Annotated in this window: 22 protein-coding genes and 1 tRNA gene; 9 read left to right on the top strand and 14 right to left on the bottom strand. The window is 64.8% G+C overall.

Annotated features, from left to right (window positions below; genetic code table 11):
• Nucleotides 1-86: 86 nt before the first annotated feature.
• The 6 genes from O3297_RS02870 to O3297_RS02845 all read left to right on the top strand — a co-directional run bounded on the left by O3297_RS02870 (nt 87) and on the right by O3297_RS02845 (nt 8567).
• Nucleotides 87-1835, top strand: a complete 1749-nt coding sequence (locus O3297_RS02870; RefSeq protein ID WP_151094261.1) for a ribonucleoside triphosphate reductase — start codon at nt 87-89, stop codon at nt 1833-1835.
• On the top strand, nt 1832-2032 hold the full coding sequence (gene nrdD / locus O3297_RS02865; RefSeq protein WP_092712624.1) for an anaerobic ribonucleoside-triphosphate reductase: 201 nt from the start codon (nt 1832-1834) through the stop codon (nt 2030-2032). The genes O3297_RS02870 and nrdD overlap by 4 nt, the downstream gene beginning before the upstream one ends.
• Complete coding sequence (locus tag O3297_RS02860) at nt 2022-2729, top strand: anaerobic ribonucleoside-triphosphate reductase activating protein (protein ID WP_151094259.1); 708 nt, start codon at nt 2022-2024, stop codon at nt 2727-2729. Before nrdD ends, O3297_RS02860 begins: the two co-directional genes overlap by 11 nt.
• A 148-nt stretch (nt 2730-2877) precedes the next feature.
• On the top strand, nt 2878-6933 hold the full coding sequence (locus tag O3297_RS02855; RefSeq protein ID WP_305047687.1) for a Pls/PosA family non-ribosomal peptide synthetase: 4056 nt from the start codon (nt 2878-2880) through the stop codon (nt 6931-6933).
• Nucleotides 6934-6944: 11 nt separating this feature from the next.
• Complete coding sequence (locus tag O3297_RS02850) at nt 6945-7460, top strand: 4'-phosphopantetheinyl transferase superfamily protein (protein WP_305047686.1); 516 nt, start codon at nt 6945-6947, stop codon at nt 7458-7460.
• Nucleotides 7461-7658: 198 nt separating this feature from the next.
• A complete protein-coding gene (locus O3297_RS02845) occupies nt 7659-8567 on the top strand; it encodes a LysR family transcriptional regulator (protein WP_305047685.1) in 909 nt (302 codons plus the stop codon).
• On the opposite strand, the gene O3297_RS02840 is transcribed toward O3297_RS02845, so the two are convergent.
• Nucleotides 8564-9241: a phosphoribosylanthranilate isomerase gene (locus tag O3297_RS02840; RefSeq protein WP_305047684.1), complete on the bottom strand. Its 678-nt coding sequence runs from the start codon at nt 9239-9241 to the stop codon at nt 8564-8566. The two genes, O3297_RS02845 and O3297_RS02840, sit on opposite strands and share 4 nt — an antisense overlap.
• Nucleotides 9242-9527: 286 nt before the next feature.
• On the opposite strand from O3297_RS02840, the gene O3297_RS02835 reads away from it, so the two are divergent.
• Nucleotides 9528-9932 carry a hypothetical protein gene (locus O3297_RS02835; protein WP_305047683.1) on the top strand — a complete coding sequence of 135 codons (405 nt, stop codon included), beginning with the start codon at nt 9528-9530 and terminating at the stop codon, nt 9930-9932.
• A gap of 39 nt (nt 9933-9971) precedes the next feature.
• On the opposite strand, the gene O3297_RS02830 is transcribed toward O3297_RS02835, so the two are convergent.
• The 7 genes from O3297_RS02830 to O3297_RS02800 all read right to left on the bottom strand — a co-directional run bounded on the left by O3297_RS02830 (nt 9972) and on the right by O3297_RS02800 (nt 15226).
• The gene (locus tag O3297_RS02830) at nt 9972-11006 is read right to left on the bottom strand and encodes an RNA methyltransferase (protein WP_305047682.1); all 1035 of its coding nucleotides are present in this window, start codon (nt 11004-11006) and stop codon (nt 9972-9974) included.
• Between the two features lie 67 nt (nt 11007-11073).
• Nucleotides 11074-11415 (bottom strand): zinc ribbon domain-containing protein YjdM, encoded by a 342-nt coding sequence (locus O3297_RS02825; RefSeq protein ID WP_034784061.1) that lies wholly within the window; start codon nt 11413-11415, stop codon nt 11074-11076.
• Nucleotides 11416-11506: 91 nt separating this feature from the next.
• Nucleotides 11507-12490, bottom strand: a complete 984-nt coding sequence (dmeF, locus tag O3297_RS02820) for a CDF family Co(II)/Ni(II) efflux transporter DmeF (RefSeq protein ID WP_305047681.1) — start codon at nt 12488-12490, stop codon at nt 11507-11509.
• A gap of 10 nt (nt 12491-12500) precedes the next feature.
• Nucleotides 12501-12776: a metal/formaldehyde-sensitive transcriptional repressor gene (locus O3297_RS02815; RefSeq protein ID WP_034784058.1), complete on the bottom strand. Its 276-nt coding sequence runs from the start codon at nt 12774-12776 to the stop codon at nt 12501-12503.
• 123 nt (nt 12777-12899) lie between these two features.
• A complete protein-coding gene (locus O3297_RS02810) occupies nt 12900-13736 on the bottom strand; it encodes a TlpA disulfide reductase family protein (protein WP_305047680.1) in 837 nt (278 codons plus the stop codon).
• 58 nt (nt 13737-13794) lie between these two features.
• Nucleotides 13795-14466, bottom strand: a complete 672-nt coding sequence (locus O3297_RS02805) for a DUF2325 domain-containing protein (protein ID WP_370385421.1) — start codon at nt 14464-14466, stop codon at nt 13795-13797.
• Between the two features lie 142 nt (nt 14467-14608).
• The gene (locus O3297_RS02800; RefSeq protein WP_305047679.1) at nt 14609-15226 is read right to left on the bottom strand and encodes a hypothetical protein; all 618 of its coding nucleotides are present in this window, start codon (nt 15224-15226) and stop codon (nt 14609-14611) included.
• Nucleotides 15227-15473: 247 nt separating this feature from the next.
• Between O3297_RS02800 and O3297_RS02795 the strand changes: the two genes are divergently transcribed.
• Together O3297_RS02795 and O3297_RS02790 are read left to right on the top strand one after the other, a co-directional pair.
• Nucleotides 15474-16304: a PoNe immunity protein domain-containing protein gene (locus O3297_RS02795; RefSeq protein WP_305047678.1), complete on the top strand. Its 831-nt coding sequence runs from the start codon at nt 15474-15476 to the stop codon at nt 16302-16304.
• Nucleotides 16301-16612, top strand: coding sequence for a hypothetical protein (locus tag O3297_RS02790; RefSeq protein ID WP_305047677.1), 312 nt, complete (start codon nt 16301-16303; stop codon nt 16610-16612). Before O3297_RS02795 ends, O3297_RS02790 begins: the two co-directional genes overlap by 4 nt.
• 7 nt (nt 16613-16619) lie before the next feature.
• Here O3297_RS02790 and O3297_RS02785 read toward each other — a convergent pair whose 3' ends face one another.
• The 6 genes from O3297_RS02785 to O3297_RS02760 all read right to left on the bottom strand — a co-directional run bounded on the left by O3297_RS02785 (nt 16620) and on the right by O3297_RS02760 (nt 24606).
• Nucleotides 16620-17768 carry an FAD-dependent oxidoreductase gene (locus O3297_RS02785; protein WP_305047676.1) on the bottom strand — a complete coding sequence of 383 codons (1149 nt, stop codon included), beginning with the start codon at nt 17766-17768 and terminating at the stop codon, nt 16620-16622.
• Nucleotides 17768-19954 carry a LodA/GoxA family CTQ-dependent oxidase gene (locus O3297_RS02780; protein WP_305047675.1) on the bottom strand — a complete coding sequence of 729 codons (2187 nt, stop codon included), beginning with the start codon at nt 19952-19954 and terminating at the stop codon, nt 17768-17770. The genes O3297_RS02785 and O3297_RS02780 overlap by 1 nt, the downstream gene beginning before the upstream one ends.
• Before the next feature lie 47 nt (nt 19955-20001).
• Entirely contained in the window at nt 20002-20361 is a 360-nt protein-coding gene (locus O3297_RS02775; protein ID WP_070259248.1) for a hypothetical protein, read from the bottom strand.
• On the bottom strand, nt 20358-22052 hold the full coding sequence (locus tag O3297_RS02770) for a tyrosinase family protein (protein WP_305047674.1): 1695 nt from the start codon (nt 22050-22052) through the stop codon (nt 20358-20360). The genes O3297_RS02775 and O3297_RS02770 overlap by 4 nt, the downstream gene beginning before the upstream one ends.
• A gap of 76 nt (nt 22053-22128) precedes the next feature.
• Nucleotides 22129-24174: a multicopper oxidase family protein gene (locus O3297_RS02765; protein ID WP_305047673.1), complete on the bottom strand. Its 2046-nt coding sequence runs from the start codon at nt 24172-24174 to the stop codon at nt 22129-22131.
• A gap of 339 nt (nt 24175-24513) precedes the next feature.
• Nucleotides 24514-24606 (bottom strand) — tRNA-Ser (locus tag O3297_RS02760).
• Between the last annotated feature and the right edge of the window lie 88 nt (nt 24607-24694).

Raw genomic sequence — 24694 nt, 5'->3', positions numbered from 1 at the left:
ACGCAACTGCACGCGCCCTTTGACGCCACTATATTTAGTGATTAACCTCCATAAAAACACCGCATGTTGTGTTTATTGGAGGTTTCATGACGACAAATGCAGTTTCCCCCACACGCGGCCAGGTCGATGTCGCCGCGTCCATCAATGAATACCTGGAGCGGCGCGACTGGCGTGTCAACGCCAACGCCAACCAGGGCTACTCGCTGGGCGGCCTGATACTCAACGTGTCGGGCAAGGTCATCGCCAACTACTGGCTGGACCAGGTCTATCCGCCGGAAGTGGGCGCGGCGCACCGCGAAGCGGCGCTGCACATCCACGACCTCGACATGCTGGCCGGCTATTGCGCCGGCTGGTCGCTGCGCACCCTGCTGCACGAAGGCTTGAATGGCGTGCCGGGCAAGATCGAATCAGGTCCGCCCAAGCACATGTCGAGCGCCATCGGCCAGATCGTCAATTTTCTCGGCACCCTGCAAAACGAGTGGGCCGGCGCGCAGGCGTTCAGCTCCTTCGACACCTACATGGCACCCTACATCCGCAAGGACAGCCTGCGCTACGAAGACGTGCGCCAGTACATGCAGGAGCTGATCTTCAACCTCAACGTGCCATCGCGCTGGGGCACGCAGACGCCGTTCACCAACCTCACCTTCGACTGGGCCTGCCCGGACGACTTGCGCGAGCAGATTCCCGTCATCGCCGGCCAGGAGATGGATTTCAGCTATGGCGAGCTGCAGGTGGAGATGGACATGATCAACCGCGCCTACATCGAGATCATGATGGCGGGCGATGCCAAGGGCAGAGTCTTCACCTTCCCCATCCCCACCTATAACATCACCGAGGATTTCGACTGGCATAGCGAAAACGCCGAACGCCTGTTCGAGATGACGGCCCGCTACGGCCTGCCCTACTTCCAGAACTTCATCAATTCGGAACTCAAGCCGAACATGATCCGCTCCATGTGCTGCCGCTTGCAGCTGGACTTGCGCGAACTGCTGAAACGGGGCAACGGCCTGTTCGGTTCCGCCGAGCAGACGGGTTCCCTGGGCGTGGTGACGATCAACTGCGCGCGCCTGGGCCACCGATGGCGCGGCGACGAGCCAGCCCTGATGGCGGACCTGGACCGCCTGCTGGAACTGGGCAAGACCAGCCTGGAAATCAAGCGCCGCACCATCGAGGAACTGATGCAGCAAGGCCTGTTCCCGTACACGAAGCGCTACCTTGGCACACTGCGCAACCACTTCTCCACCCTGGGCGTGAACGGCATCAACGAAATGATCCGCAATTTCAGCGGCGACGCCCATGACATCACGAGTCCCGAGGGCCATGCGCTGGCCGTGCGCCTGCTCGACCACGTGCGCGCCCGCATGGTGCAATTCCAGGAAGAGACGGGCCATATGTACAACCTGGAAGCGACGCCGGCCGAAGGCACGACCTACCGCTTCGCCCGCGAAGACCGCAAGCGCTTCCCCGCCATCCTGCAGGCGGGCACGGTCGACAACCCGTACTACACGAATTCGTCGCAGCTGCCCGTCGGCCATACGGACGACCCGTTCGAGGCGCTGGAATTGCAGGACGCGCTGCAGCGCAAGTACACGGGCGGCACGGTGCTGCACCTGTACATGACGGAAGCGCTGTCGGACGCGAATGCCTGCCGCGAGCTGGTGAAACGCGCCCTGAGCCGCTTCTCGCTGCCCTACATCACGGTCACGCCCACGTTTTCCATCTGCCCGCGCCACGGCTACCTGGCCGGCAAACATGAATTCTGTCCCACCTGCGACGCGGAACTGATCGCGCGCAAGCAGTCCGATCTCGCTCACCCACTCAAGGAAACGCCATGAACGCACGTCCCGACTTCACTCCCGCCATCACCCTGCTCGACACCGAACGCCAGCGCTGCGAAATCTGGACCCGCGTGATGGGCTATCACCGCCCCGTCGCCTCGTTCAACATCGGCAAGCAGGGCGAATTCCACGAGCGCCAGTACTTTACGGAAGCGAGCGCCCGGGTTGGCCAGCCCGCCTGCCATGGCGGCTGATTTGAAAGTGGGCGGCCTGACGCCCTTTTCCGCCACCGACTACCCTGGCAAGCTGGCGGCCGTGGTGTTCGTGCAGGGCTGCCCCTGGCGTTGCGGCTATTGCCACAATCCTCACCTGCAGGCGCGCACGCCGGAAGGCGCCATGCCCTGGCACGACGTGTTGACCTGGCTGCGCCGCCGCATAGGCCTGGTCGACGCCGTCGTCTTCAGCGGCGGCGAAGCGTGCATGGACCCGGCGCTGGGGCGGGCCATGCAGGACGTCAGGGAACTGGGGTTCGGCATCGGCCTGCACACGGCCTGCATCTATCCGCAGCGCCTGCAGGAAGTGCTGCCCCTGGTCGACTGGGTCGGCTTCGACATCAAGGCGCCGTTTGCCGACTATCGTCATGTGACCCGCGTGGCCGGCAGCGGCGACCCGGCGCGCGCCTGCCTGGACGCCATCCTCGCCAGCGGCGTCGCCTACGAATGCCGCACCACCACCCACCCGGATCTGCTGCCGGACGAGCAGTTGCTGTCCCTGGCCACCACCCTGGCCGCGAAAGGCGTCGACAACTACGTGCTGCAGCAATTCCGCGCCGAAGGCTGCGCGGACGCGGCGCTGTCCGGCCGCCCCCTGCACGGCTATCCGGCGGCGCATACCTTGGCGCAAATCGGCGCCATGTTTCCGCGATTTACATTCCGTAATCATGGCGGTTGATCCTGCCGCCACATAATTGCTGAAAGCTCTACAAAATTCCCCGTTCTGCAACGCTGAAATGTCTTGCGTGCTGTAATGTATCAACTGTGCCGCGCGCCGTGCGCAGCCCATCAGATTCTTCACTCCGCATTACAGATAAGCGTCATCCATGAACGATTTCACCGCAGTCAGCCCAGGCACTCCCTCCACCCACGCCGACATCCTGTACGGCCCGCCGCGACCGGATCTGCTGCGCGAGGAAGTGCTGGCCGACCTGCTGGAAGCGACGGCACGCCGCTGCCCGCAGCAAATCGCCCTGATCGATGGCGCGCGCCGCATCACGTATGCGGAACTCGATGCGCAGGCGGGCCTGGCGGCGTCGCGCCTGGTGGCGGCCGGCGTCAAGCCGGGCGACATCGTGGGCCTGTGGCTGCCACGCGGCGCCCATCTGCTGCTGATGCAGGCGGCCATCGCCAAGGCGGGCGCCGCCTGGCTGCCCGTCGATGAAGACACGCCCGTCGAGCGCCTGCAAGTGTGCCTCGATGATGCCAGCGGTGCCGGCGTCGTCAGCTGCCAGCAGTTCGCGCCTCGCCTGTTTGATGCCGGCGTCCAGCGTCCCGTGTGGACGGCGGAAAGCCTGCTGGCGCCCGCCGCGCCGAGCGAAGTGCTGCCCGCGCGCGGCGCCGTGCTGCCCGAACACCCGGCCTATGTGATCTACACCTCCGGCTCCACGGGCAAACCGAAGGGCATCCTGATCAATCAACGCAGCATCTGCCACTTCCTGCGCAGCGAAAACGCCGTGCTGGAAGTGACGCAAGACGACACCGTCTACCAGGGCTTTTCCGTCGCCTTCGACATGTCGTTCGAGGAAATCTGGATCGCCTACCTGGTGGGCGCCACCCTGTGGCTGGGCCCCAAGGATATCTCGGGCGACCCTGAAGCCTTGCCGCGCGCGCTGGCCGAAAACAAGGTCACCGTGCTGCACGCCGTGCCGACCCTGCTGGCCCTGTTCGCCGAGGAAGTGCCGAGCCTGCGCCTGATCAACCTGGGCGGCGAGATGTGCCCCGAGTCCCTGGTCGAGCGCTGGTCGCGCCCTGGCCGCGCCATGTTCAACACCTATGGCCCCACGGAGGCGACCGTCTCGTGCAGCCTGGCGCGGTTGCGGCCCGGCGAACCGGTGACCATCGGCACGCCGCTGCCCAACTACGGCTTGCTGGTGCTGCAGGTGGCCGAAGCGGGAGAAAACCGTCCCCTGGCCCTGCTGCCAAGGGGCGAGACGGGAGAATTGTGCATCATCGGCCCCGGCCTGGCCGAGGGCTACCTGGGCCGGCCCGACCTGACGGTGGAAAAATTCCTGCCCAATCCATGGGCGGCCAGCGACGATGATGCGCGCCTGTACCGCACGGGCGACCTGGCGCGCATCGATGCCGACGGCCAGGTGCTGTGCCTGGGCCGCGCCGACGACCAGGTGAAAATTCGCGGCTTCCGCGTGGAGCTGGGCGAGATCGAAGCCGTGCTGGCGCAGCAGCCGGGCGTGGGCACGGTGGCCGTGTTGCTGCGCAAGGATGACGGCATCGACCAACTGGTGGCCTACATCGTCGGCAGCGAGGAGGCGTCCGAGGACGCCCTGGCGGCAAAGACCCTGCGCGCGGCCCTGAACCTGCATTTGCCACCCTACATGGTGCCGGGCCGTTTTGAATTGCTGCCGCTGATGCCGCGCCTGACCTCGGGAAAAATCGACAGGAAGGCCTTGAAGGCCATGCCATTGTCCGCGCCGCCGGCAGGCGAGGCAGGCGAATCGGACGTGCCGGAAACGCCGGCCGAAGCGGCCCTGTTCGCGGCCCTGGCCAAGCTGTTCCCGGGCCAGGCGATTTTGCGCCAGCTGGACTTTTTCAGCGACCTCGGTGGCCACTCCTTCCTGGCCGCGCGCCTGGCCTCCGCCCTGCGCGCGGATCCGGCCTACGCCCACATGACGGTGCGCGACATTTACCAGAACCGGCAGATCGACAAGATCGCCGCCGTCTTGAGCGAGGCGCCCGCGCTGGCCACGCCGGAGGCGGAGTGGACGCCGCCGTCCACCCTGAAGCGCTGGATCTGCGGCGCCGCGCAGGCGGCAGCCGTGCCTGGCCTCGTCACCCTGCGCATGGCGCAGTGGATGGCGCCCTTCTTCACCTACCACTTCTTCACGGGCGACACGGGAGATACCGTGCCGCGCGCCATCGCCGCCTCGATCGGCGTGTTCCTGCTGGCGACCCTGGCCGAATTTGCCATTGCGATTGCCGGCAAGTGGCTGATCGCCGGACGTTTGAAACCGGGCAGCTATCCGCTGTGGGGCGTCACGTATTACCGCTGGTGGCTGGCCGACCGCCTGGTCGAATCGGCGCCCGCCTACCTGCTCAGCGGCTCGTCCCTGAATAGCTGGTGGCTGCGCGCGCTCGGCGCGAAAGTGGGCAAGGAAGTCGTCATCGGTTCGATGACCCTGCGCGCGCCCGACCTGCTGTCCATCGGCGACAACGTCAGCGTGGGCAATGCCGTCAACTTTGAAAACGCCAGGGTCGAGCGGGGCCGCCTGTTGCTGGGCCAGATCCGCATCGACGACGATGCCTGCATCAGCTCTTACGCTATCATGGAAGGCAATACCAGCGTGGGCGCGTTCGGCCACCTGGAGGGCCAGTCAGCGCTGGCCGATGGCGCGGCGGTACCCGCCGGACGCGTGTACACGGGTTCCCCCGCGCGCGACATAGGCGCGTTTGACGTTGCCAGCCAGCCGCCGCGCCCCGCCGTCTCGCGCCTGCGCCTGACGGGCGAAACCGTGTTCTTCTGCTTCGGCATGGTCTTGATCGCCGTGCTGTTCTTCATGCCCGTCTTCCCCAGCTTCGTGCTGATCGACTGGTTCGACGAGCGCGAAATGATGCCGTGGCTGCAGGGACGCGACGTGACGACCCAGCTGGCCCGCTACTTCCTGCTGGCCTTCCCCGCCAGCGCCGTGCTGATCGTGCTCACGGCCTTGCTGTCGGCCGCCATCCGCTGGGGTGCGCTGCCCCGCTTGAAGCCGGGCAGCTCGCCCGTGCACAGCAATATCTATTGCGCCAAGTGGCTGGTCAGCCATATCCAGGAATCGAGCCTGAACGTCCTGCACGGCATCTACGCCACCGTGTACGCGCCGTACTGGTACCGCCTGCTGGGCGCCAAGGTGGGCAAGGGGGCCGAGATTTCCACGGCGCTGGGCGTGGTGCCCGACATGCTGACCCTGGGCGACGACACCTTCATCGCCGACGCCGTCATGCTGGGCGACGAGCAGATCGACGGCGGCTGGATGACCATGCGCCCCACCGTCATCTCGCACCGCAGCTTTGTCGGCAATGGCAGCTACATCCCGGACGGCACCACGCTGCCCGAACACGTGCTGATCGGCGTGCACACGCATGCGCCGCGCAATGAGCAGATGCACAGCGGCGACACCTGGCTGGGCTCCCCGCCCATGCATTTGCCCGCGCGCGAACAGGTCAGCGGCTTTGCCGAGCACCTGACCTTCAAGCCGTCCTTGCTGCGCCGCCTGGGCCGCAGCCTGATCGAAGCGTTCCGCATCGTCGCGCCGCACGCGGTGGTGATCGCCGTCGGCTACACCCTGGTGCTGGACGTGATGCCGATCGCGGGGGCGGGACGCTGGGGCGAAGTGGTGGGCGACCTGGCGATTGCCGGCCTGGCCTACGGCATCGGCAATTTCCTGGTGGTGGTGCTGTTCAAGTGGCTGCTGCTGGGACGCTACCGCAAGCACGCGGCGCCCATGTGGACGCCGTTCGTGTGGATTTCGGAAGGCGTGACCAACCTGTACGAAGGCATCGCCGTACCCAACTTCATGCGCTACCTGCGCGGCACGCCGTGGCTGCCGCTGGCCTTCCGCCTGTTCGGCTGCAAGATCGGCCGCGGCGTCTACATGGATACGACCGACATCACGGAATTCGACTGCGTGCACATCGGCGATTACAGCGAATTGAACGCGCTGACCTGCCCGCAAACGCATTTGTTCGAAGACCGCGTGATGAAGATCGACCATGTGGAAATCGGCCAGCGCGTCTACATGGGCCCGCGCAGCTCCGTGCTGTACAGCGCCAAGGTGGGCGACAACGCGCGCCTGGGCCCCTTGACCCTGGTGATGAAGGGCGAACACATCCCCGCCGGCAGCAACTGGGCCGGCTGCCCGGCGGCGCCGCTGCGCAGCTGATGGATGATAAGGTGCTCTTCTCAAGAGACGGCGTGCTGGTGATCGGCATCGCCGCCGTGCTGCCGCGCGCCGAAGCCCGGTGGCGCATCCGCGCCGCCGTGCGCGAGGCTGCGGCCCGCTGGCTGGATGTCAGTATCGGGGCGGTTTCGGTGGCATCGACGCCGGGCACCCCTCCCCGCTTGCTGCTGGCCGGAAGCACGGCCAGCCTGTCGTTCAGCCATGACGAGGGAATCTCGCTGGCCGCCATCGGCCTGCATGGCCCTGTCGGCATCGACGTGATGCGGGTGCAGGAGATTCCCGACTGGTTTGAGCTGGCGCGCGACTATCTGGGGCCGCAGGTGGCTGGTGAACTGAGCGCCTGCTCCGCCGATCAGCGCCCGTTGACCCTGGCGCAGGCGTGGACGGCGCGCGAGGCGGCGCTCAAGCGTGCGGGCTTGCCACTGGCGGAGTGGAACGGGGTAGCACCGGCTTGCCGCTTGCACGCCTTTGCGTTGCCGGCGCCGCATGTGGCGACCCTGGCATATTAATCTTCCTTCCCTTTGCCAGCTCCGCCGATCTGGACGAAAATCAGTTTTACGATAATACTGACGAGCAATCCCAGCACCCCGATCAATTCCAGCATGGTCTTTCCTTTGCAGTGACAGCAGACCAGCCCACTGTAACGCGAACACCGGGGCCAGGCTAATATCAAATCAGGCAGTCTCCGATCTCGAAAAGGCATACGATTGATTTCCATCAGACAGTTCCGCTATTTTGTCGAAGTCGTCGATGCGGGCAGCTACTCGCGCGCGGCGGAAAAGCTGTACATCGCGCAGTCGGCCCTGAGCCGGCAAATCAAGGAGCTGGAAGGTGAAGTACAGGCCCTGCTGCTCACGCGCGACGCGCGCCATATCGAACTGACGCCCGCGGGACAGGTCTTTTATGAGCGGGCCAAACGCATCCTCGAAGACATCGACGAAACCGTGCGCCAGACGCGCCACGTGGGACAAGGGGCGCAAGGCATCATCCGCCTGCTGCATTCGAGCTCCGTCACCCTCACGCCCGCCATCGGCGCGGTGCTGAACCGCCTGCTGGCGCAATTTCCCGGCGTTTCGCTCGATGTATCAAAAGGGTCGTCGGAAAACCAGGCCGCCGACATCGAGGAAGGCCGTGCCGACCTGGGCCTGGTGCGCCTGCCCACCCTGCGCAAGCATGCCAACATCGTCGTGCGCGAGCTGTTTACAGAAAAACTGGTGGTGGCCGTGTCAGCGACGTCGCCCCTGGCCACGCTGGAGCGCACGACCATCGCGGCATTGCGCGACGAAGCCTTCGTCTCGATCCCGCACAAAGACCGCGGAGGCCTGAGCTACCTGGTGGCGGGCCTGTGCCTGGCGCAGGGCTTTTTCCCCAAGGCGGCGCGCGCCCTGTCGCGCAAGACCTCGCAGCTGAACCTGATCGAAGCCAATATGGGCATCGCCATCGTCCCGGACAGCATGCGCCTGGTGGCGCCGCCCGGCGTGCGTTTTATTGCGCTGCCGGCCGAGGAATCGCATTCCGTCGTCGGCCTGATCTCGCCGCGCGCGGCCAGCGGCATGGTAGCCGCGTTTACGGAGGCGTTCGTGCGCGAGATGAATGCGCTGGCCGCGGCGGATTAACCCTCCGCATACAGCGCCGCATCCACGTCGCGCACGGCCGCCATCAGCAAGGCCAGTTTCATGACATCAAGCTTGCCATCCGTGCGCACGCGCGAGCACAGGTCGATGCCGTAGGGGCGCACCTGGCGCAGTGCATCGGCTACGTTGGTGTCATCCAGCCCGCCTGCCAGGAAGACGGGACGGGGACTGGCGCGCACGAAGCGCGCGCTGACGGACCAGTCATGCGTGCGGCCCGTGCCGCCCAGTTCAGGCACGGCAGCGCCGGGACGGCCCGAATCGAGCAAAAAAGCATGCACATGGGGCGCATAGGCGGGTATCAGCGCCAAAGCCTCGGGCCCCTCCACGTGGATCACCTGCACGCGCCGCACGTGCGGCAGCAAGCGCGCCAGCTGCGCCACTTCGCCGGGGTCGATATGGCTGACGATCTGCACGGTGGACGGCTGCGTGGCACGCACGTGTTCGGCGATGGCTTGCGCCGTCGTCTCGGACGTCAGCAGGAACGTGGCCACGGGCGGCGGCGTCCAGGCGGCGATCTGCGCGATGCGCGCGTCGGGAATCGGGCCGGGGCCGGATGGCATGGCCGCCACCAGGCCCAGCGCGTCGGCGCCGGCGGCAATGGCCAGTTGCGCTTCGTCGATGGAAGCGATGCAGCAGATCTTGATGCGGGTTCTCATGGCCTTGCGTACTCAGTCGGGATGATCAACATTACAACACAGGGCGGCACACGCGCCAAGACACGCGATCAAGGCCGCGCATGATTGTGTGCCGGAATGGAGCGCGCCCACCTCGTCTCGAAGGGAAACCACGCCATGCCGCCGCAACACCACCACCAGCGCAGCAGCGGGCAGGGGCCGATCCTCTGGCGCCTGATCGTCAGCCCGCGCTGATTGACATGCGCCAGGCGGCGGACGATACTTGCTTTATCCGGAATCGCCATTGGAACGTCACTGGAACACCAGCATGCGTATCGTCGACTTTGAAGTCCGCAAGGAGTGCCCGCCGCAGTTGTGCGATTGCGAACGCGAGCGCCTGCTCGACGATGCGCAGGCGGACCTTGCCATCCTGCGCCTGAACCTGACGGAAGAAAAGCGCCTGCTGGCGCATATCGAGCAGATCGACAGCTATACGCAGCTAAAGAAACTGCAAGAGCGCTTGAAGAGCAACCTGGGCGTGGACTTGCAGATTGCGCCGGGCAGCGGCGAAGTGCGCACCGTGCGCGGCTTCCAGATCCGCCTGCTGGAACAGCCCGGCCTGTGCCGCAAGACGCGCGCCGCCATTCCGGCCGCCGTGCGCCGCTGCCTGGCCGCGCATCCCGAGATCGCGTTTGCGATCTTGAATGAAAACGATTTGCTGGGTGGGGTGTGAGCCGAGTGCGAATGTCGGATTACGCTCCGCTAATCCGACCTACGCCGTCACGCTGGCGCGAATGGGAATGACCTTGCCCTTCGCTTCACGCGCCCTTAACTGCCCGCAGCCGCCCTCCACGTCCTGCCCGGCCGAATCGCGCAATTTGGTCAGCACGCCGCGCGCGTGCAGGCCGGCGGCAATGGCGCGCGCCTTTTCCCAGCTGGGGCGCTTGAACGGCAAGTCGTCGATGGTGTTATACGGGATCATGTTCAGCACCGCATATTTCCCCTGCAGGAGCGCGACGATGCCATCCATCTCGTCCTGGCCATCGTTGACCCCTTCCATCAGTGTCCACTGGTACTGCACCGGGTAGCCGGTCAGGCGCGCATACGACTCGCCGAAGTCCACCAGTTCGCGCGGCGACAGCCTGGGCGCGCGCGGCAGCAACTGTTCGCGCAGCTCCGGCTTGGTGGTGTGCAGCGACAGGGCCAGCGCCGGCTTGACGCGCCCTTGCGGCAGGCGCTCGAAGGCGCGCGGGTCGCCCACGGTGGAAAACACGAGGTTCTTGTGGCCGATATTGCCCTCGGTGCCCAGCAGCTCGATCGCTTCCATCACATTGTTCAGGTTATGCGCCGGCTCGCCCATGCCCATGAAGACGACTTTTTTCACGGGGCGCAGGGTGCGCGCCAGCACCACCTGCGCGACAATTTCTCCGCTGCTCACTTGCCGGATCAAACCATCGCGGCCCGTCATGCAGAACTGGCAGCCGACGGCGCAACCGACCTGGCTGGACACGCACAGGCCATCGCGCGGCAGCAGCACGCTTTCCACCGTCTGGCCATCGTGCAGTCCCACCAGCAAGCGTGCCGAACCGTCAGCGCCCGGATGGGTGCTGAGCAATTTCAGCATGCCCTGCAGCTCGAGATCGAGCGCAGGCAAGGCCTCGCGCACGGGCAGCGGCAAAAAATCCTCGGCGCGGCGCCGGCCCTGGTCGTGCGGCTGGCCCTGTATCCAGTCGCGCAGCACGCGCTGTTCATGCAGGGGCTTGGCGCCCAGGGCGCGCAGGCGCTGGCGGAGATGGTCTATTTGCATGGCGTCTGAAATAAAAAACGGCGCGCCGGCAGGAATGCGAGGCGCGCCGCGGATGGCAAGGAGGAGCTTAGACTTTTTTCACGAACTCGGTTTTCAGGCTCATGGAACCGAAGCCGTCGATCTTGCAGTCGATATCGTGGTCGCTGTCGACCAGGCGGATGTTCTTGACCTTGGTACCCATCTTGACGACACCGCCGCCGCCCTTCAGTTTCAAGTCCTTGATGACGCTGACCGTGTCGCCGTCCTGCAGGATATTGCCGGCCGCATCGCGGTACACGCGAGCGCCCTCTTCCGCCGCTTCGCCAGCCGTGGCCGACCATTCATGCGCGCATTCAGGGCAGATCAACTGGCTGCCATCTTCGTACGTGAATTCGGACTTGCATTGCGGGCATGGTGGTAATGTGCTCATTTTATTCTCTGTCTGGTGAACAGCGCGTGCTGTAAAAGCCGACAGTATAGTGCCTACGCCCCGCATCAGCGCGCTTTTTTCGCCATCATTGTCAAGGACGGCGAATAATCTCGATGGTGCTGTGGACAATTTCCTCGTGGATGCCGATGCGCGCGCGCAGCTCGGCGCCTGTCAGCGCGGGATCGCGGCTGACGACGGACAAGGCGCACGAATACAGCTGCTTGCCGACTCGCCACACATGCAGGTCGACGATGCGCGGCGTGTCGCCGGCGCTTTCCACTTCCACCGCCTCGCGGATTTCGTCCACCACCGGATGGTCCATTTCGCGGTCCAGCAAGACCTTGCCCGTCTCCTGCATCAGTTTTTTCGCCCACAGCGCCACCAGTACGGCGCCCGCGATGCCCATCACGGGATCGAGCCAGCGCCAGCCGTAAGCCCACGCGCCGCCCAGCGCAAGGATGGCCAGCACGGACGTGGCGGCATCGGCCAGCACGTGGATGTAGGCGGCCTTCATGTTCAGGTCTTCGCCATGGTGGTGACCGTGATGGTCATGCTCGTCGTGGCCGTGACCATGGTGATGGTCATGGTCATGGTCATGGTCATGGTCATGGTGCCCGCCGAGGATCAGCGCGCACACGAGGTTGACCACCAGGCCGAAGGCCGCCACGGCCATCGCCTGCGGATAGTGGATGGGCTGCGGCGAGAACAGGCGTTCGACGGAAGCGGCCACCATCAGCATGGCCACGCCCAGCAGCAGGATGGCGCTGGTGTAGCCGGCCAGCACCTCGATCTTCCACGTGCCGAAGGCAAAGCGCGGGTCGCGCGCATAGCGGCGCGCGGCCGCATACGCAAACGCGGCCAGGCCGATGGCCAGCGCGTGCGAACTCATATGCCAGCCATCGGCCAGCAGGGCCATGGAGTTGTACCACCAGCCGGCGAGGATTTCCAGCGCCATGGTGGCCAGGGTGATCCACATGACGATGCGCGCACGGCGTTCGGCCCTGCCATTGCTGCTGTCAAAAACGTGTTCGTGCTGCCAGGCGGAGAGGTCTTCGCCGAGGGATTGCGCTTTCATGGCATTCTCCTTATTTGAGGTAGGTGCGCAGGATGCCCGCGATGTCATCGGCACCCCTGGCCCGTTCGTCGCCGGAGATATCGGGACTGGCCACATGCTCGCGCAAGTGCTCTTCGATCACTTCGGCCATCAGGCCGTTCACGGCGCCGCGCACGGCGGCGATCAGCTGCAGCACTTCGCCGCAGTCGCGCCCCTCTTCCAGGCCCCGCTCCAGGCCCTCCACCTGGCCGCGGATGCGCTTGACGCGATTAAGCAACTTGGTCTTGTTGTGCGCCGTGTGTCCCATGATTTCACCTCAATAAATACTATAGGGGGGTATACTATCAGAAACCGCTACGGCCACGGCCAGGCGCAAAAAAACCGCGCATCGCGCGAACGATGGCGGCTCCGTCAAGAAGGCGTGTCCACGTCAGGGCGCGGGGGCGATCTTCTGCAGCTTGCTGGCCAGCGAGGCATCGGATAATTCGCCCAGGTGCGTATCGACCAGTCGCCCCTGCGCATCATAAAACAGGGTGGTGGGCAGGGCCGAGGAGCCGGCCGCCTTGCCCAGCGCCGCCTCGCTGTCGAGCACCACATTGCGTAGCACCACGCCGCTCCTGTCCAGGAAAGCGCTGGCCGCCGCCGCATCCTCGCGCTGGTTCGCATACACGAAGACGATATCGGCGCGCGCCTGCTGCGCGGCAGCCAGCACGGGCATCTCGCGCCGGCATGGCGGACACCAGCTGGCCCACAGGTTGACCACCATGGGTTTGCCGCCGGCCAGCGCCGCCAGGGTCACCGGAGCGCCACCGATAGCCCGCAGCGCCACGGCCGGCAAGGCTACCGGCTTGTCGTAGGCCAGCGAGATCCCTGCACTCAACACGCCCCAGGCCAGCGCGCCGGACGCGACGCTGATGGCCAGGGGACGGCGCATGGCCGCCATGGCGGGACGCCGGCAGCGCCACGCGGCGATGGCCAGGGCAGCCGCGATGCCGGCCGGCGCCATGAAACCGCCATCGCGGATATTGATGATGGACCAGGGCGCCGCCAAGGGGGAGCTGAAATACTGCTCATGCCAGCGCAAGACGAATGCCAGCCGCGCCGCCAGCAGGCCTGCAATCAGCATGTCGGAAACGAGGGGGCCGGCATCCGGCAGCTGGCGATAGCGCCGCAGCCAGCCCGCCACGCCGTAGGCGACGCCCAGGCAAACGAACAGCAGGACGAGCCCCGTGGGCAGGGCCAGGGGACCGATTTGCAGGGACAGCATGGGCGCTTTCAGGAACGTCGAGGGACGGCCATTGTGGCCCATGCGGATTAAGCGGGCGTTAAGAAGCGGCCAGCGCTTCCTTGCGCACGAAATGCATGGCTTGCGGCTGGTCGACCAGCACGCACTGCTTGCCCGTGCGCTTGCAGTGGTCATGCACGCGCCAGTAGGCGTCGTGGCTGACGCAACCCGTCTGGCAAATCACCAGGTCGGCCGCCACCAGGCCCGCTTCCAGCGCCGCCGCATCATCGGCGCCATCGTCGCCGCCCGCGTGATGCAGGAAGCGCCCGCCGGCCTGCTCGATGGCTAGTTGCGCCGCGTTGGCGCCACCAGTATCCTGGCCCGGCTCCATGCTTGAATAGTGGCCCACATATAGCACGGCCTTTTCACGCACGTCGGCCTGCAAGGCGGGCGACGGCACCCACTGCAGGCGCAGCAATTCGCGCATCAGGTCCTGCACGCGCTCACCGAGCCACTCGACCTTGCGCGCCAGCCGTGCACGCGTGGGCAGGCCCGGTGACGCGACCGCCAGTTCGGCCAATTCGTCGCGCGCCAGCGCCAGCTTCGTATCGCGGATCACCACCTGCGCCCGCGCGCGCATCAATTCCGATTCCAGCTGCGCGATGCGCGCTGCCTGCGCGGCCAGCTGCGCACTGCAGCGGGCCTGCGCCCGTCCATACTCGCCCATCAGCACGCGATGCTCATGCGCGATCAAATCCTCATTGCCGTACATACTGCCCATCATGCCCTCCCTCACCATGCATGGCGCCATGGCGCCGGCCCATCGCCACCCCATTGAGCCGCATTATAAATGAGAATCATTATTATTTGTCTATGCGCGTGCGCGCAGTAGGGGTATCGGGTGGCCACCAGCGTCACGCAGCCGGCGCACAAGACAGCAGGCGCTGCCATACGTCGTCCTGCACCTGCCGCACCTGCCGCAGGCCGTCAGGGCCGCGATAGATTCCCAGCGTGTTCGGCCACGCCATATCGATGAACAACAAGCGTGCCGGATCGATCAGCAGGGACTGCCCTACATAATGACCCTTGATCTCGCCCTTGTTGACGGTCAGCAGGCGCGCGCCGCCCGCAAGCGTCCGCTCGTCCAGCGCCACGCCGCTGCGCTCGGCCACATCGCGCAACCAGCGCTCGCGCCAGCGCGCCTGCTCCTCGAACTGCCCCTCTGGAGGCCGGTCCAGCTTGACGACGGCCGCCACGGGACCGTCAATGCCCGCCTGCAGCGAAAAGCCCATGCGTTGCTGCAGCTCGACCGTGTACGCCTCGCCCTTGACGTCGATCTGGTAGCGCCCCGTCCCGTCCTGCACCAGCAGGTCAGCCTGATGGTAGGAAGGTTTGACGCAATTGGCGTACTGATAGACGAGCACGTCAAGAAACGGCGGTGCGGCCGGCGTGGATGCCGCCATGGCGGGCGACAGGGTGGAACACAGGGCCGCGGCGGCCGCGCATTGCATCGCGCATTTCATCATACTCATACTTGCTCCGGTTCATGTGGAAGACGATGGCAGCCGACAAATACCCAGGGCACGCCATCTTGTCGCTCATAGTAGCTATTTTGTATATTTCTTTCTGGTACACGATTCAATTGAATCACGCTTGTTCGATCACTCTTTCTAAGGTGTAATCTTGCAAACAAATCATTGAGCTACCGTACCTTCACCATACCATTTGTATCCGGATGCGCTCCAGATGCGGATGCCCGGCCTGGAACAAGGAACAAGAATGCAAACGCTGGACGAACAGGATTTTCTGGCCAGGCGCAGGGAACCGCGGCTGTCATATGCCATCTATCTTGAAAGCAAGGAAAGCCAGGACGAGGGCTGCGACATGGTGGAAGCCGGCTTGCAACAGCCGGAAGAAGTGCTGCGAAATATTCCACCAGAAAACTTCATGACGGCTACGCGCCAGCGGGCCTGGGATGGGATCGACCAGCTCGCCCTCGCCTACAGCGCCGGCCACCCGCTCGACGAGTTGCGCGCGTCATATCCCACGATACTCGGCTACTGGCTGGCGTTTGCCCGGTATGACATGATATTTGACGCTCAGGCCAGCGAGGCCGAACAGGGATTTCCCCACTTCGCCCTGCCCGGCGACGCGTATGAACAAGTCAACCGCATGGTCTGCCTCGGCATTCTGCTTGGCTGGGGCAGTTTGCTGCCCAAGCTGGCGCCGGTCATCGATTTCAACAACCATGAGAAGGATGGCTTGCTGGAACGGCTGCTGGCCTGCTTCGTCGCCGGCAGGGATAGCGCCTGGCCCGCATGCACGCGCCACCTGCCCTACATCAACACACTCAAGATATTCGCGGCAGAAAAAGATGCGCGTCCCGCGCTGATGCAGGATTACCTGCGGCAATGGTATGACGCCAGCCGCCGCGAGCCCTATTACGACAGCCACCGGCGCGATACGTCGTTCTGGGGCTACTGGTCGTGGGAAGCGGCCGCCATCACCAGCGTGCTCGGCATCGACGACAGCAGCTATCGCGACGCGCCCTTCTATCCGGCCGACCTGGCGGCATTCTGCCGGATACAAGGGATCGGCGCAGGCGCATGAAAGCCGTCGCCGCCATTGCCGCCGTCACCGTGGTTGCAGGACTCTACTTCGCCCTGCCCGCGCTGTCGCGTGCTGCCGAGCGCAAGGCGCGCCTGACTGGGGAGCTGGCGCGGCAAAAACGCTTTTTGAAAGATATGTACAGGCTGCAGGACGAGGCCGCCGGGGAATCTGCCGACGGGGCATATCAACTGCGCTACCTGATTGACGAGTACGAAAAAACCATCACCTATCTGGAAACGTTTTCCGCATGCAGCGGCACCCTGGCGGCGTGCGACCAGCAAGCCACTGCAGCGGCCCGCGCGCCATGACGGTTGTTCAGGCCGGCACCTGCGCGCCGGCATGCAAGCGGCGCCAGAACGGCGCAGCGGGCCAGCGCTGCTCCCAGCCATAATACTGCTGGCGCTGCGCCAGGTACTGCGCATGGCGCTGCGCTACCGTGTGCGCCACCGCGCCCAGGGTGGCGTGGCCGGCGATGGCGCCAGCGGCCGCCATGCCGTTGGCCAGCGCCTTGACGATGCCTTGCGAGGTGACGGGATCGTAGGCCGAAGCGGCATCGCCGATGGCCAGCCAGCCGTCGCCATGCAATTGGTCGAGGCAATAGGACGGCGCGGGAAAACTCTGCACGCCGCCTGCCAGCGGCACCGCGCCGCGGGCCAGCGCGGCCGTATTGGGCGCGGCCGCCAGCCATGCCAGCCAGTGTCCGGCAAGCTGCAGGCGCCGCGCCTTGACGGTGGCCGCATCGCTGTAGAACGCGAGCAGCAAGGTGGCGTCGGGCAGGTGGGCGCCATACCACCAGCCATGTTCGACGGCTTCCAGGTGCGTCAGGCCGGAACGGGAGCCATCGGGCGCGGCGAAGCGCATGGCCAGGCAGACCAGCGGCAGCGTTTCCACCTTGCGGCTGCCGCGCTGGCGCGCGAAGACGGCGCGCGTGCCGCTGGCGTCGACCACCAGGTCGGCATGGATGCTGGCCGGGCGCGGGTGCGCCGGATCGCCCAGCATCAATTCCAGGGCAAAGCCGCCGCCTTGCGCCGGGGCCGACGCGGCCAGGCTGGCGCGCAGCAGCACTTCCGCCCCGCGCAGGTGCGCCTGGCGCGCCAGAAAGCCATTGAAGCGGGACCGCTCCAGGTGCCAGCCGTGGCCCAGCGGATGCAGCAGCGCGTCGTTGTAGCCGCGCTTGTCGCTGCCCCACCAGGAACAGCTGCCATGGCAAGGCGCATGCGCCTCGGCGAAAAATTCCTGCGCAATGTCCAGCGCCTGAAACAGGCGGTTGGCTTCGGGCGGAATGCTCTCGCCGATGCGAAATTGCGCGTAGTCCCCCGCCTCGATCACGAGCACGTCGTGCACGCCATGCTGCGCCAGCGCCAGCGCGCAGGCGCAGCCGGCCGGGCCGCCGCCGATGATGGCGACCCGGTAACGCTGCCGCGATGGCGCTACCGCGCCGGGACTGTCTGCAAACGCCGCCATCAGGGCTTCGGTTTCGACTGCGGCTTCGGCCGGTACACCTTGTCGATGGCCGTGTTGCGCCAATACTCGACCAGGTTGCTTTCATCGCTGTCGAACAGGCTCTCGACTTCCAGGTAGTAATCCTTGCAGATGGCCTTTTCGCCCGCCTTGCGCGCAATCGCCGTGCTTTGCACGACCACGCCGATGCGGTGCCAGTTCAGCAGGAACTGCGCGCGGTCCTGGTAGCGGCCCACATGCATGGCGGGCCGGTCGATTTCCGCATTTTCCGGGGTGGTCGACGGTACCCCATCGGCCCGCGTGCCCTTGCCGCGCACGGAGTAGCGCGGCGTCGCCAATTCGCCGCCGTTGGCGACGACGTCGTCGTACGTGTACACGGCCACGGGCCGCTGCGCCGGCCAGGAGGAATACAGCAAGGTATTGTAGCCATTGCCCTTGATCGCCGTGGCTGCATCGATCGCCTGCTGGTTATTGCGCACCGTGCCGCCGGGATTCGGGTCCGGCAGATGCGTGGCGCACGAGTTGTAATCGGTATGCCACGGCAAGGCCATGAACTTCGACACGTCGCCGGGCTGCACTTCGCCGCCGCGCAGCGGCATATAGCCGGCGCCGAGGAAAGGCTGGTCCCTGACAGCGGCCGGGTAATCGAGATGCTGTGCATTGATGCGGAACGGGCCGCCGCCATCATGGCGCCGCCACGCCTGCCGGTACAGGCCGGGGTCGCGCACGATAAAACCCATCTCGATGCCGGGGCTGTAGCGGCCGCCCAGGCAGTTGAACAGGACGGTACGATCGAGCGCTTCGCCCGCGCCCAGCAGGAAATCGCCGCTGTCGGCCACATACTGGCCATGCGCCCATTGATCCATGAAAAAATACTGGGCACGGGTCAGGGTCAGCAGGCTGCTGCCCGCATCGCCCAGCGACAGCGGCATTTGCGGCTTCAGCGACGGCGCGCCCGTCTGGTCGGGATGGCGGATGAAATTCATGATCGGGTAGGTCAGGCCTGCCGCTTTCATCTTGCCCAGCAAGTCGTGCTCCTTGATCGCCCTGGGTGGCAAGCTGGTCGTCCAGCGCTGCAGCGAGGCCGCGCGCAGGATGGGCTGGACATCGGTGCTGAAGTTGCTCCGGTAGCCCGTCTGGTAGCTGCCATCCGCATACACGGCGGGCCGCAGCGCCATTTTTTCCAGCCAGGTGCAATACAGGTCGTCCCACAGCGACACGACGTTCGCCGTTTGCGGCGCATACGACGGGTCGCTCGATATCACCCAGGCGCTGCCCTCGACGCTGCGCGCCGTGCCGTCGGCGAAGAGCAGCATGGCCGTGACGGGGCCATCGGCCACGTCATCGAACCAGTTGTCGTTGTTGACATTGTCGTGCAGGATGGCGGCGGCCGAATAATTACCTTGCGCGTCGAAGCCGCACGCCTTGCCATAGCCGCCCAGCACCAGCAGACGGCCATTCTTTTCCGTCGTGATGGCGCCCAGCGACGCGATGATGGCGCCAGGGCCCTGCGCCGGCGCGCCAGGCTGCCCGCCGCGCGGGAACGACACGGGGTAGTCGGGCAGGCTGCGCACGGCGCCGCTGGCCGCCTCCGCGCACGACGGCGACGTGGCGGCGTCGAATTGCTGCACCGACTGGCGCGAGGCTTGCACGCTGCGCGGTCCGGGGTCGATGACCAGCAGCTTCAGGCGCAGCGGGTCGGCCGGCGTGCCGAAATGCGGCGAGCCCGGCTCGCCAAAGTGCGGATTGCGCAGGGCTGGCGCGCCATTGTTTTGGAAGGGCGCCACGCCGTCCCCGCCCTCCCAGCTATTGGCTTTCTTGTTGGCCAGGTGCACGGTCCAGACGATGTCCTTGACGATCTTGCCATCGACCATGCTGCCGATGGCCACTTCGGCCGCCGCGCCCCGCCGGCCCAGCGGGTAGCTTTCCACGCCGTCCGCCGCGTCGAACGCATACTGGTAAATGCGGAAGCGGGCCGCCTGCCGCTTGAGCTTTCCGCTGGCGTCGCGCAATTCGGTGCTGGCGATTGCCGTGTCTTCCGTGCCGGGCCGGATCGGCAAGCCGCCCGTGCCATCCTGGCCATCGAGCGGCATGCCGGCCTGGCTTTCCGGGCCCAGATAGTATTCTTCGCTGTTGCCGACGCGGGCAATGCCGATGGCCGGGTGAATTCTCAAACCTGTGTATGCCATGCTGAACTCCTGATCATCAAGGGTGTCTGTGCCGGTTGGCCAACGCATCACGGCTGCATGCCGTCCCTGACCCACTGGTCGAAGATATCGATGCCTTCCTGCGGCATCGGGCCGTCGGGCGGCATCGGGTGCGGTGCGGACTTGACATACTCGCCTTCCCGCCCTCCCGGCGCGCGCAGGCGGTGCCCGGCCTCCACCAGCCATTTTTCCTTGCGGCTGTCATAGTCGTAACCGTGGATGGCCACCTGGATCTGCCACGCAAACGCCTTCACGCTCGCATAGTCGTTCAGATACAGCCGCTGCACGCCCGTCGAATCCGGGTTCGACAGCTTGACCTTGTTCATGTCGGCCACATAGCGGGAAAACAGGCCCTGCACATCGCGCTTGAAGCTGGTTAGTTCGCTCATGGCTTGTTCTCCTCATACGTGGGTTCGGCAGGTTTGCGCCGGTCGACAAGCTGGATCACGGGCGTGGAAAAATCGCCTTGCCGTATCAGGCCGCGGCCCTTGTCATTGGTGGTGATGGCCGCCGTAATGCGCCAGGCCTGCCTGCGCTTTTTGGGAACCAGGCTGTCGACGATGCCGGTGATATCCGTTTCGATGACATACTTGTCATGCTGGTGATGGCCGGACAAGGCCCAGTGGCTGGTGCTGGTCACCAGGTAGCGGTCGCGGAACGACTTGTCGCCGATGCGCGCGGCCACGTTGGCCGGATACAAGTAGATATCGGCCTGAAAACTGTAGTCTTCGTCCGCATGGGCGCGGTCCAGCACCATGTTGGCCCGCTTGTCGCTGGCGACCCGCCGCGCAGGGATCTTGTAGGCCCCCGTGACGGTCAGGTCTGGCCTGGCAACCGCGCCATCGGCCGCATCGTCGCTGAGCAAGGCGGCGAACAGGCTTTTCTGGTTGTCGCCAAACACGAAACCCGCCTGCTGGTGCCGGTCGATCAGGGCCTGGATATCCTTCTTGCGGGCAAACTCGCCGCCATAGCGCGGCTGGAAGCCATAGCCCTGCCGGATCGTGTCGAAGTACAGGTTCGCCTGGCCCATGTTGGCCGTGTAGTCGCCCGAATCACCGCGCTGGGCATCGCCGCTGCCTGCGCTCCAGCCGACGGGCCGGGGCAGGCTGGCGTCCTGCTCGCTGCGCATGAACGCCGTGCGCCCGCTGCCGCGTATGCCAGCATCGCCATGCTCGTCGAGCCACTTCTCGAAACTGTAGTCGAGGAAATTATGGAAGGCATAAAACAGCGGATCGAGGCCGGCCGTGACGTTGTCGCCCATGTTGCCGCCCATATAGGTCGCGTGCATGTGATTATGGATTTTTGTTTCCAGGTTGCCGCCGCCCAGGCTGCCGTATTCGTCGCCGCCGAAATCGGCCCAATCCATGTAGTAGATCTGGTAGGCCAGCAAGTTGGGCGAAGCCGTGGCCAGCGAGCTGTCGAGCCCCTCCCTCTTGCGCGTGGCGTCGTACAGCGGCGAATCGACGTCCTCGAAGGCTTTCGGGTAGCGCACGCCGGAAGGCTTGCGGGTGAAGTTCCAGTACGGCAGCGCGACATTGCGCGTGCTGGGTCCCCGCTCGCCGTTCGGGTCGGCCGCCTGCAAGGCTTGCTCATAGAAATACAGCTGCGCCCGGTGCCATTGCAGGAAGGTGTTTTTCTGGTGTTCGCACTCGCCGGGGAATTCCTCGTGGGCATTGTCCTCGGTCGCCACCTTGTCGAGAAAATAGGCAATGTCGCAGCTGTTGCGCGTGGGATCGCCCAGCAACTGCTTCAGCCTGTCGCCTGGCAAGGCCGCCTGACGGTCATTGAAGACGTCGACGGAAGTGCAGTTATGCACCCACGCTTGCCACAGGAAGCCGCGCCGGTCGTACACGTTTTCCTGGCTCTTGCGTTTCATTTCGCTCACCGCATGCTTGAAGGCGTCAAGCTCGGCCGGGGTCAGTTCATCGATATTCTTGCGGTAGCGCACGACGCGCGCGCCGCCCGGCTCCGCCTGGGCCAGCAGTTCCGGGCGGCAAGATACGGCCGCCTGCGCTTGCGCCCCGCTACAGACGCCCGCGCACAGCAGGCCGGCCAGGATGGGAAGGAGTGAAGTTTTCATGCGTAACATGGGCAGTTGCTCCAGAAGCAGGTTGGGAGGGGCGGAAGCGCGCCGGGCGCGCTCCCGCCAGGAACGGTCAGTGTCCATGTCCGCCCATGTCGCCGCCGCCCTTGCCATCCGGCAGTACCACCTTGACGTTCTGCATCATGCCCTGGTCTTCATGCTCGAGGATGTGGCAATGCAGCACGTACTCGCCGATGTAGCGCTGGTAACGCGTGGCGATCTCGATCTTGTGATTGGGGATCACCAGCAAGGTGTCTTTCCACGTGCCGAGCAGATCCTTGTATTGCGCATCGACCGCGCCGCCGTCGGTGCGGGTGATGCCGATGATCTGGAAGGGGTTGACGTGGATATGGAAGGGGTGGCTGCCATTCTTTGACGCCAGCTCCCAGATCTGCTCGGTGCCCAGCACCAGCGTGTGGTCGACGCGGTGCGGATCATAGACATTCTTCAGCTCGGGTACCGGCGAGTCTTCCGGCTTGCCTTCCACCATGAAGCGGGTCTTGCCGTCCAACTTGGCAATATTGAAGGTCGCATACTCCTTCTTCTTGCCGCGCATCGCGTCCTTTGCTTCTGCGCTGAAGCCCGCATGCGGGACGAACTTGGCAAGCTTGAGACCATTCTCCAGATCGCCGAGGATGGTGCCCTTGACGCTGTCGGGCAACTGCGCAACGGGCAGGCGCTTGACGGCATTGCGCAACTCGGCCAGCAGGAAATCGCGCGGCGACTCGCCCGCCCTGGCACGCGCGGCAGCCTTGGCGCTGGTCTTGGCCGTGATCACGCTGATCAGGCGCGTGTTGTTGACGTCATGCATCGTCGTCATGTTATTGAGGTTGGTTTCCGCATACACGCAATACGCGCCGGCCTTCGGCAGCGAAAACAGGATGTCGCTGCGGTAGCCCGGCTGCAGGTAATTGAGGGTCTTGGGGATGATCCTGTCGTGCGTCAGGCCGTCGCTGGCCACTTCGAATTGCGTAACGTCCTCGCCATCGCACAATTCCATCACGTCCTTGTCCTGGTTGGCCACGCCGAGCGCCTGCAACAGCTTTTGCGGATCGTTGGCACGGCGGATGCGCAGCACCACGGAAGCCTGGAAGCCCGTATCGATCAGGCGCCAGCGGTACAGGCGCTGCGTATCCATCTTCATCACCGGCTGCACCTTGCCGTTGACGGAGGTATAGCGGCCCGACATTAGCCAGGCATCGGGATCCTTGACCTGCTTGAAATCCTCCAGCATGCCCACCGCCTCCTTGTCGCACGGCTTCAGCGGCGTCAGGCTGTTGCTGGGGCAGTCATAGGGAATTTGCTGCAGCAGCATCACTTCGCCGGCGCTGCCGCTGCCATCGTCGGGCTGGAATTGCTTCAGCACGACGTCGAGGTCGCCATTTGCCTTGTCGGTCGGATAGCGGTCGCCTTCGACCACCAGCGCACCGGCCATGCCGCTGGCGACCTGCATCGCCGTCGCGCCATGCTGGTGCGGGTGATACCAGAACGTGCCGGCCGGATGGTCGATGGGAATATTGTATTCGTACTCGAAATCCACTTCCGGCTTGATCGATATCAGCACATTGTCGCTATTGCCCGAAGGCGAGACCCACAGGCCATGCGAGTGCAGATTGGTGTCGTTGAAGCAGCCAAGCGGACGCGGCGCATTGATATCGTCCGTCGCGCACTGCTCGGCCGGCAGCACCGGCAACTGGTTGTACAACCTGAAGCGCACGGTTTGCCCCGGCGCCATCACGACGGTGGGCGCCATGAAGGTGGCCGCATTCTCGTCGCGTCCATCGAGCGCCAGGCCGCTCGTCTGCTGGTAGGAGCGCAGGCGCACCTTGTCATGCTTGGCCGTGGTCGGGTTATAGATGCTGCCGTTGGCGTAGCGGATGTACAGGTCGTACGCTTTCTCGTACTCGTCGCGCTTGCTTGCCGCGCGATTGGCAGGCCTGGCGCGGGCCTTCAGTTTCGGCGGCTCCTGCAACAGGCGCAGCTCGAGTTTGGGCACAGACTTCAGGTTCAGGTCGAGATTCATATTCACCGTGGTTTCCGCGGCGAAGGCGGCGCCGCAGGCGAACGGCATGGCGGCCAGGCACAGCGACAGACAGCTGCGGGGAAGGCGATTGGACATGACAACTCCTTGATTGGACTCGGCAATGGAAGCATGGCTGGGCATGCGTATTTTTTATTAGTAACATTGCCATTATCCATAATGACAAAGAGTCAATACTCACACTAAGTCACTTGTTGTTTTTATTGCTGAGGTAACTGGGGCCGATGGGGGAGCTGGCTGCTGAAGCCTGAGATGGGGGGACGGCGTTGGCCGCGCAGCGGCCAACGTGCCGCGCGGAGCGCGGTGGTTGGGCGATTCGGAGAGGGCTGGGCCGGCACGGCCCAGCCCTTCGAATCCCACCGTTCCGTCCAGACAAATAAAAAAGCCTCCCGCAGGGGAGGCTTTTTTATTTGATTCTGGCGGAGACGGTGGGATTCGAACCCACGATACAGGTATAAGCCGTATGCATCCTTAGCAGGGATGTGCCTTCGGCCACTCGGCCACGTCTCCTAGCTGATTACTCAACTATGTCTCTGTAGCTAACTGCGCTGCAGCGACGAACGTCATAATATCGATTGCCCCCCCTTTGGTCAAGGGC

The sequence above is a fragment of the Janthinobacterium sp. SUN128 genome (assembly GCF_030587275.1).
Lineage (GTDB): Bacteria > Pseudomonadota > Gammaproteobacteria > Burkholderiales > Burkholderiaceae_D > Janthinobacterium > Janthinobacterium lividum.
The sequence above is the reverse complement of the archived record's forward strand: the minus strand, read 5'-3'. Positions and strand labels throughout refer to the sequence as shown.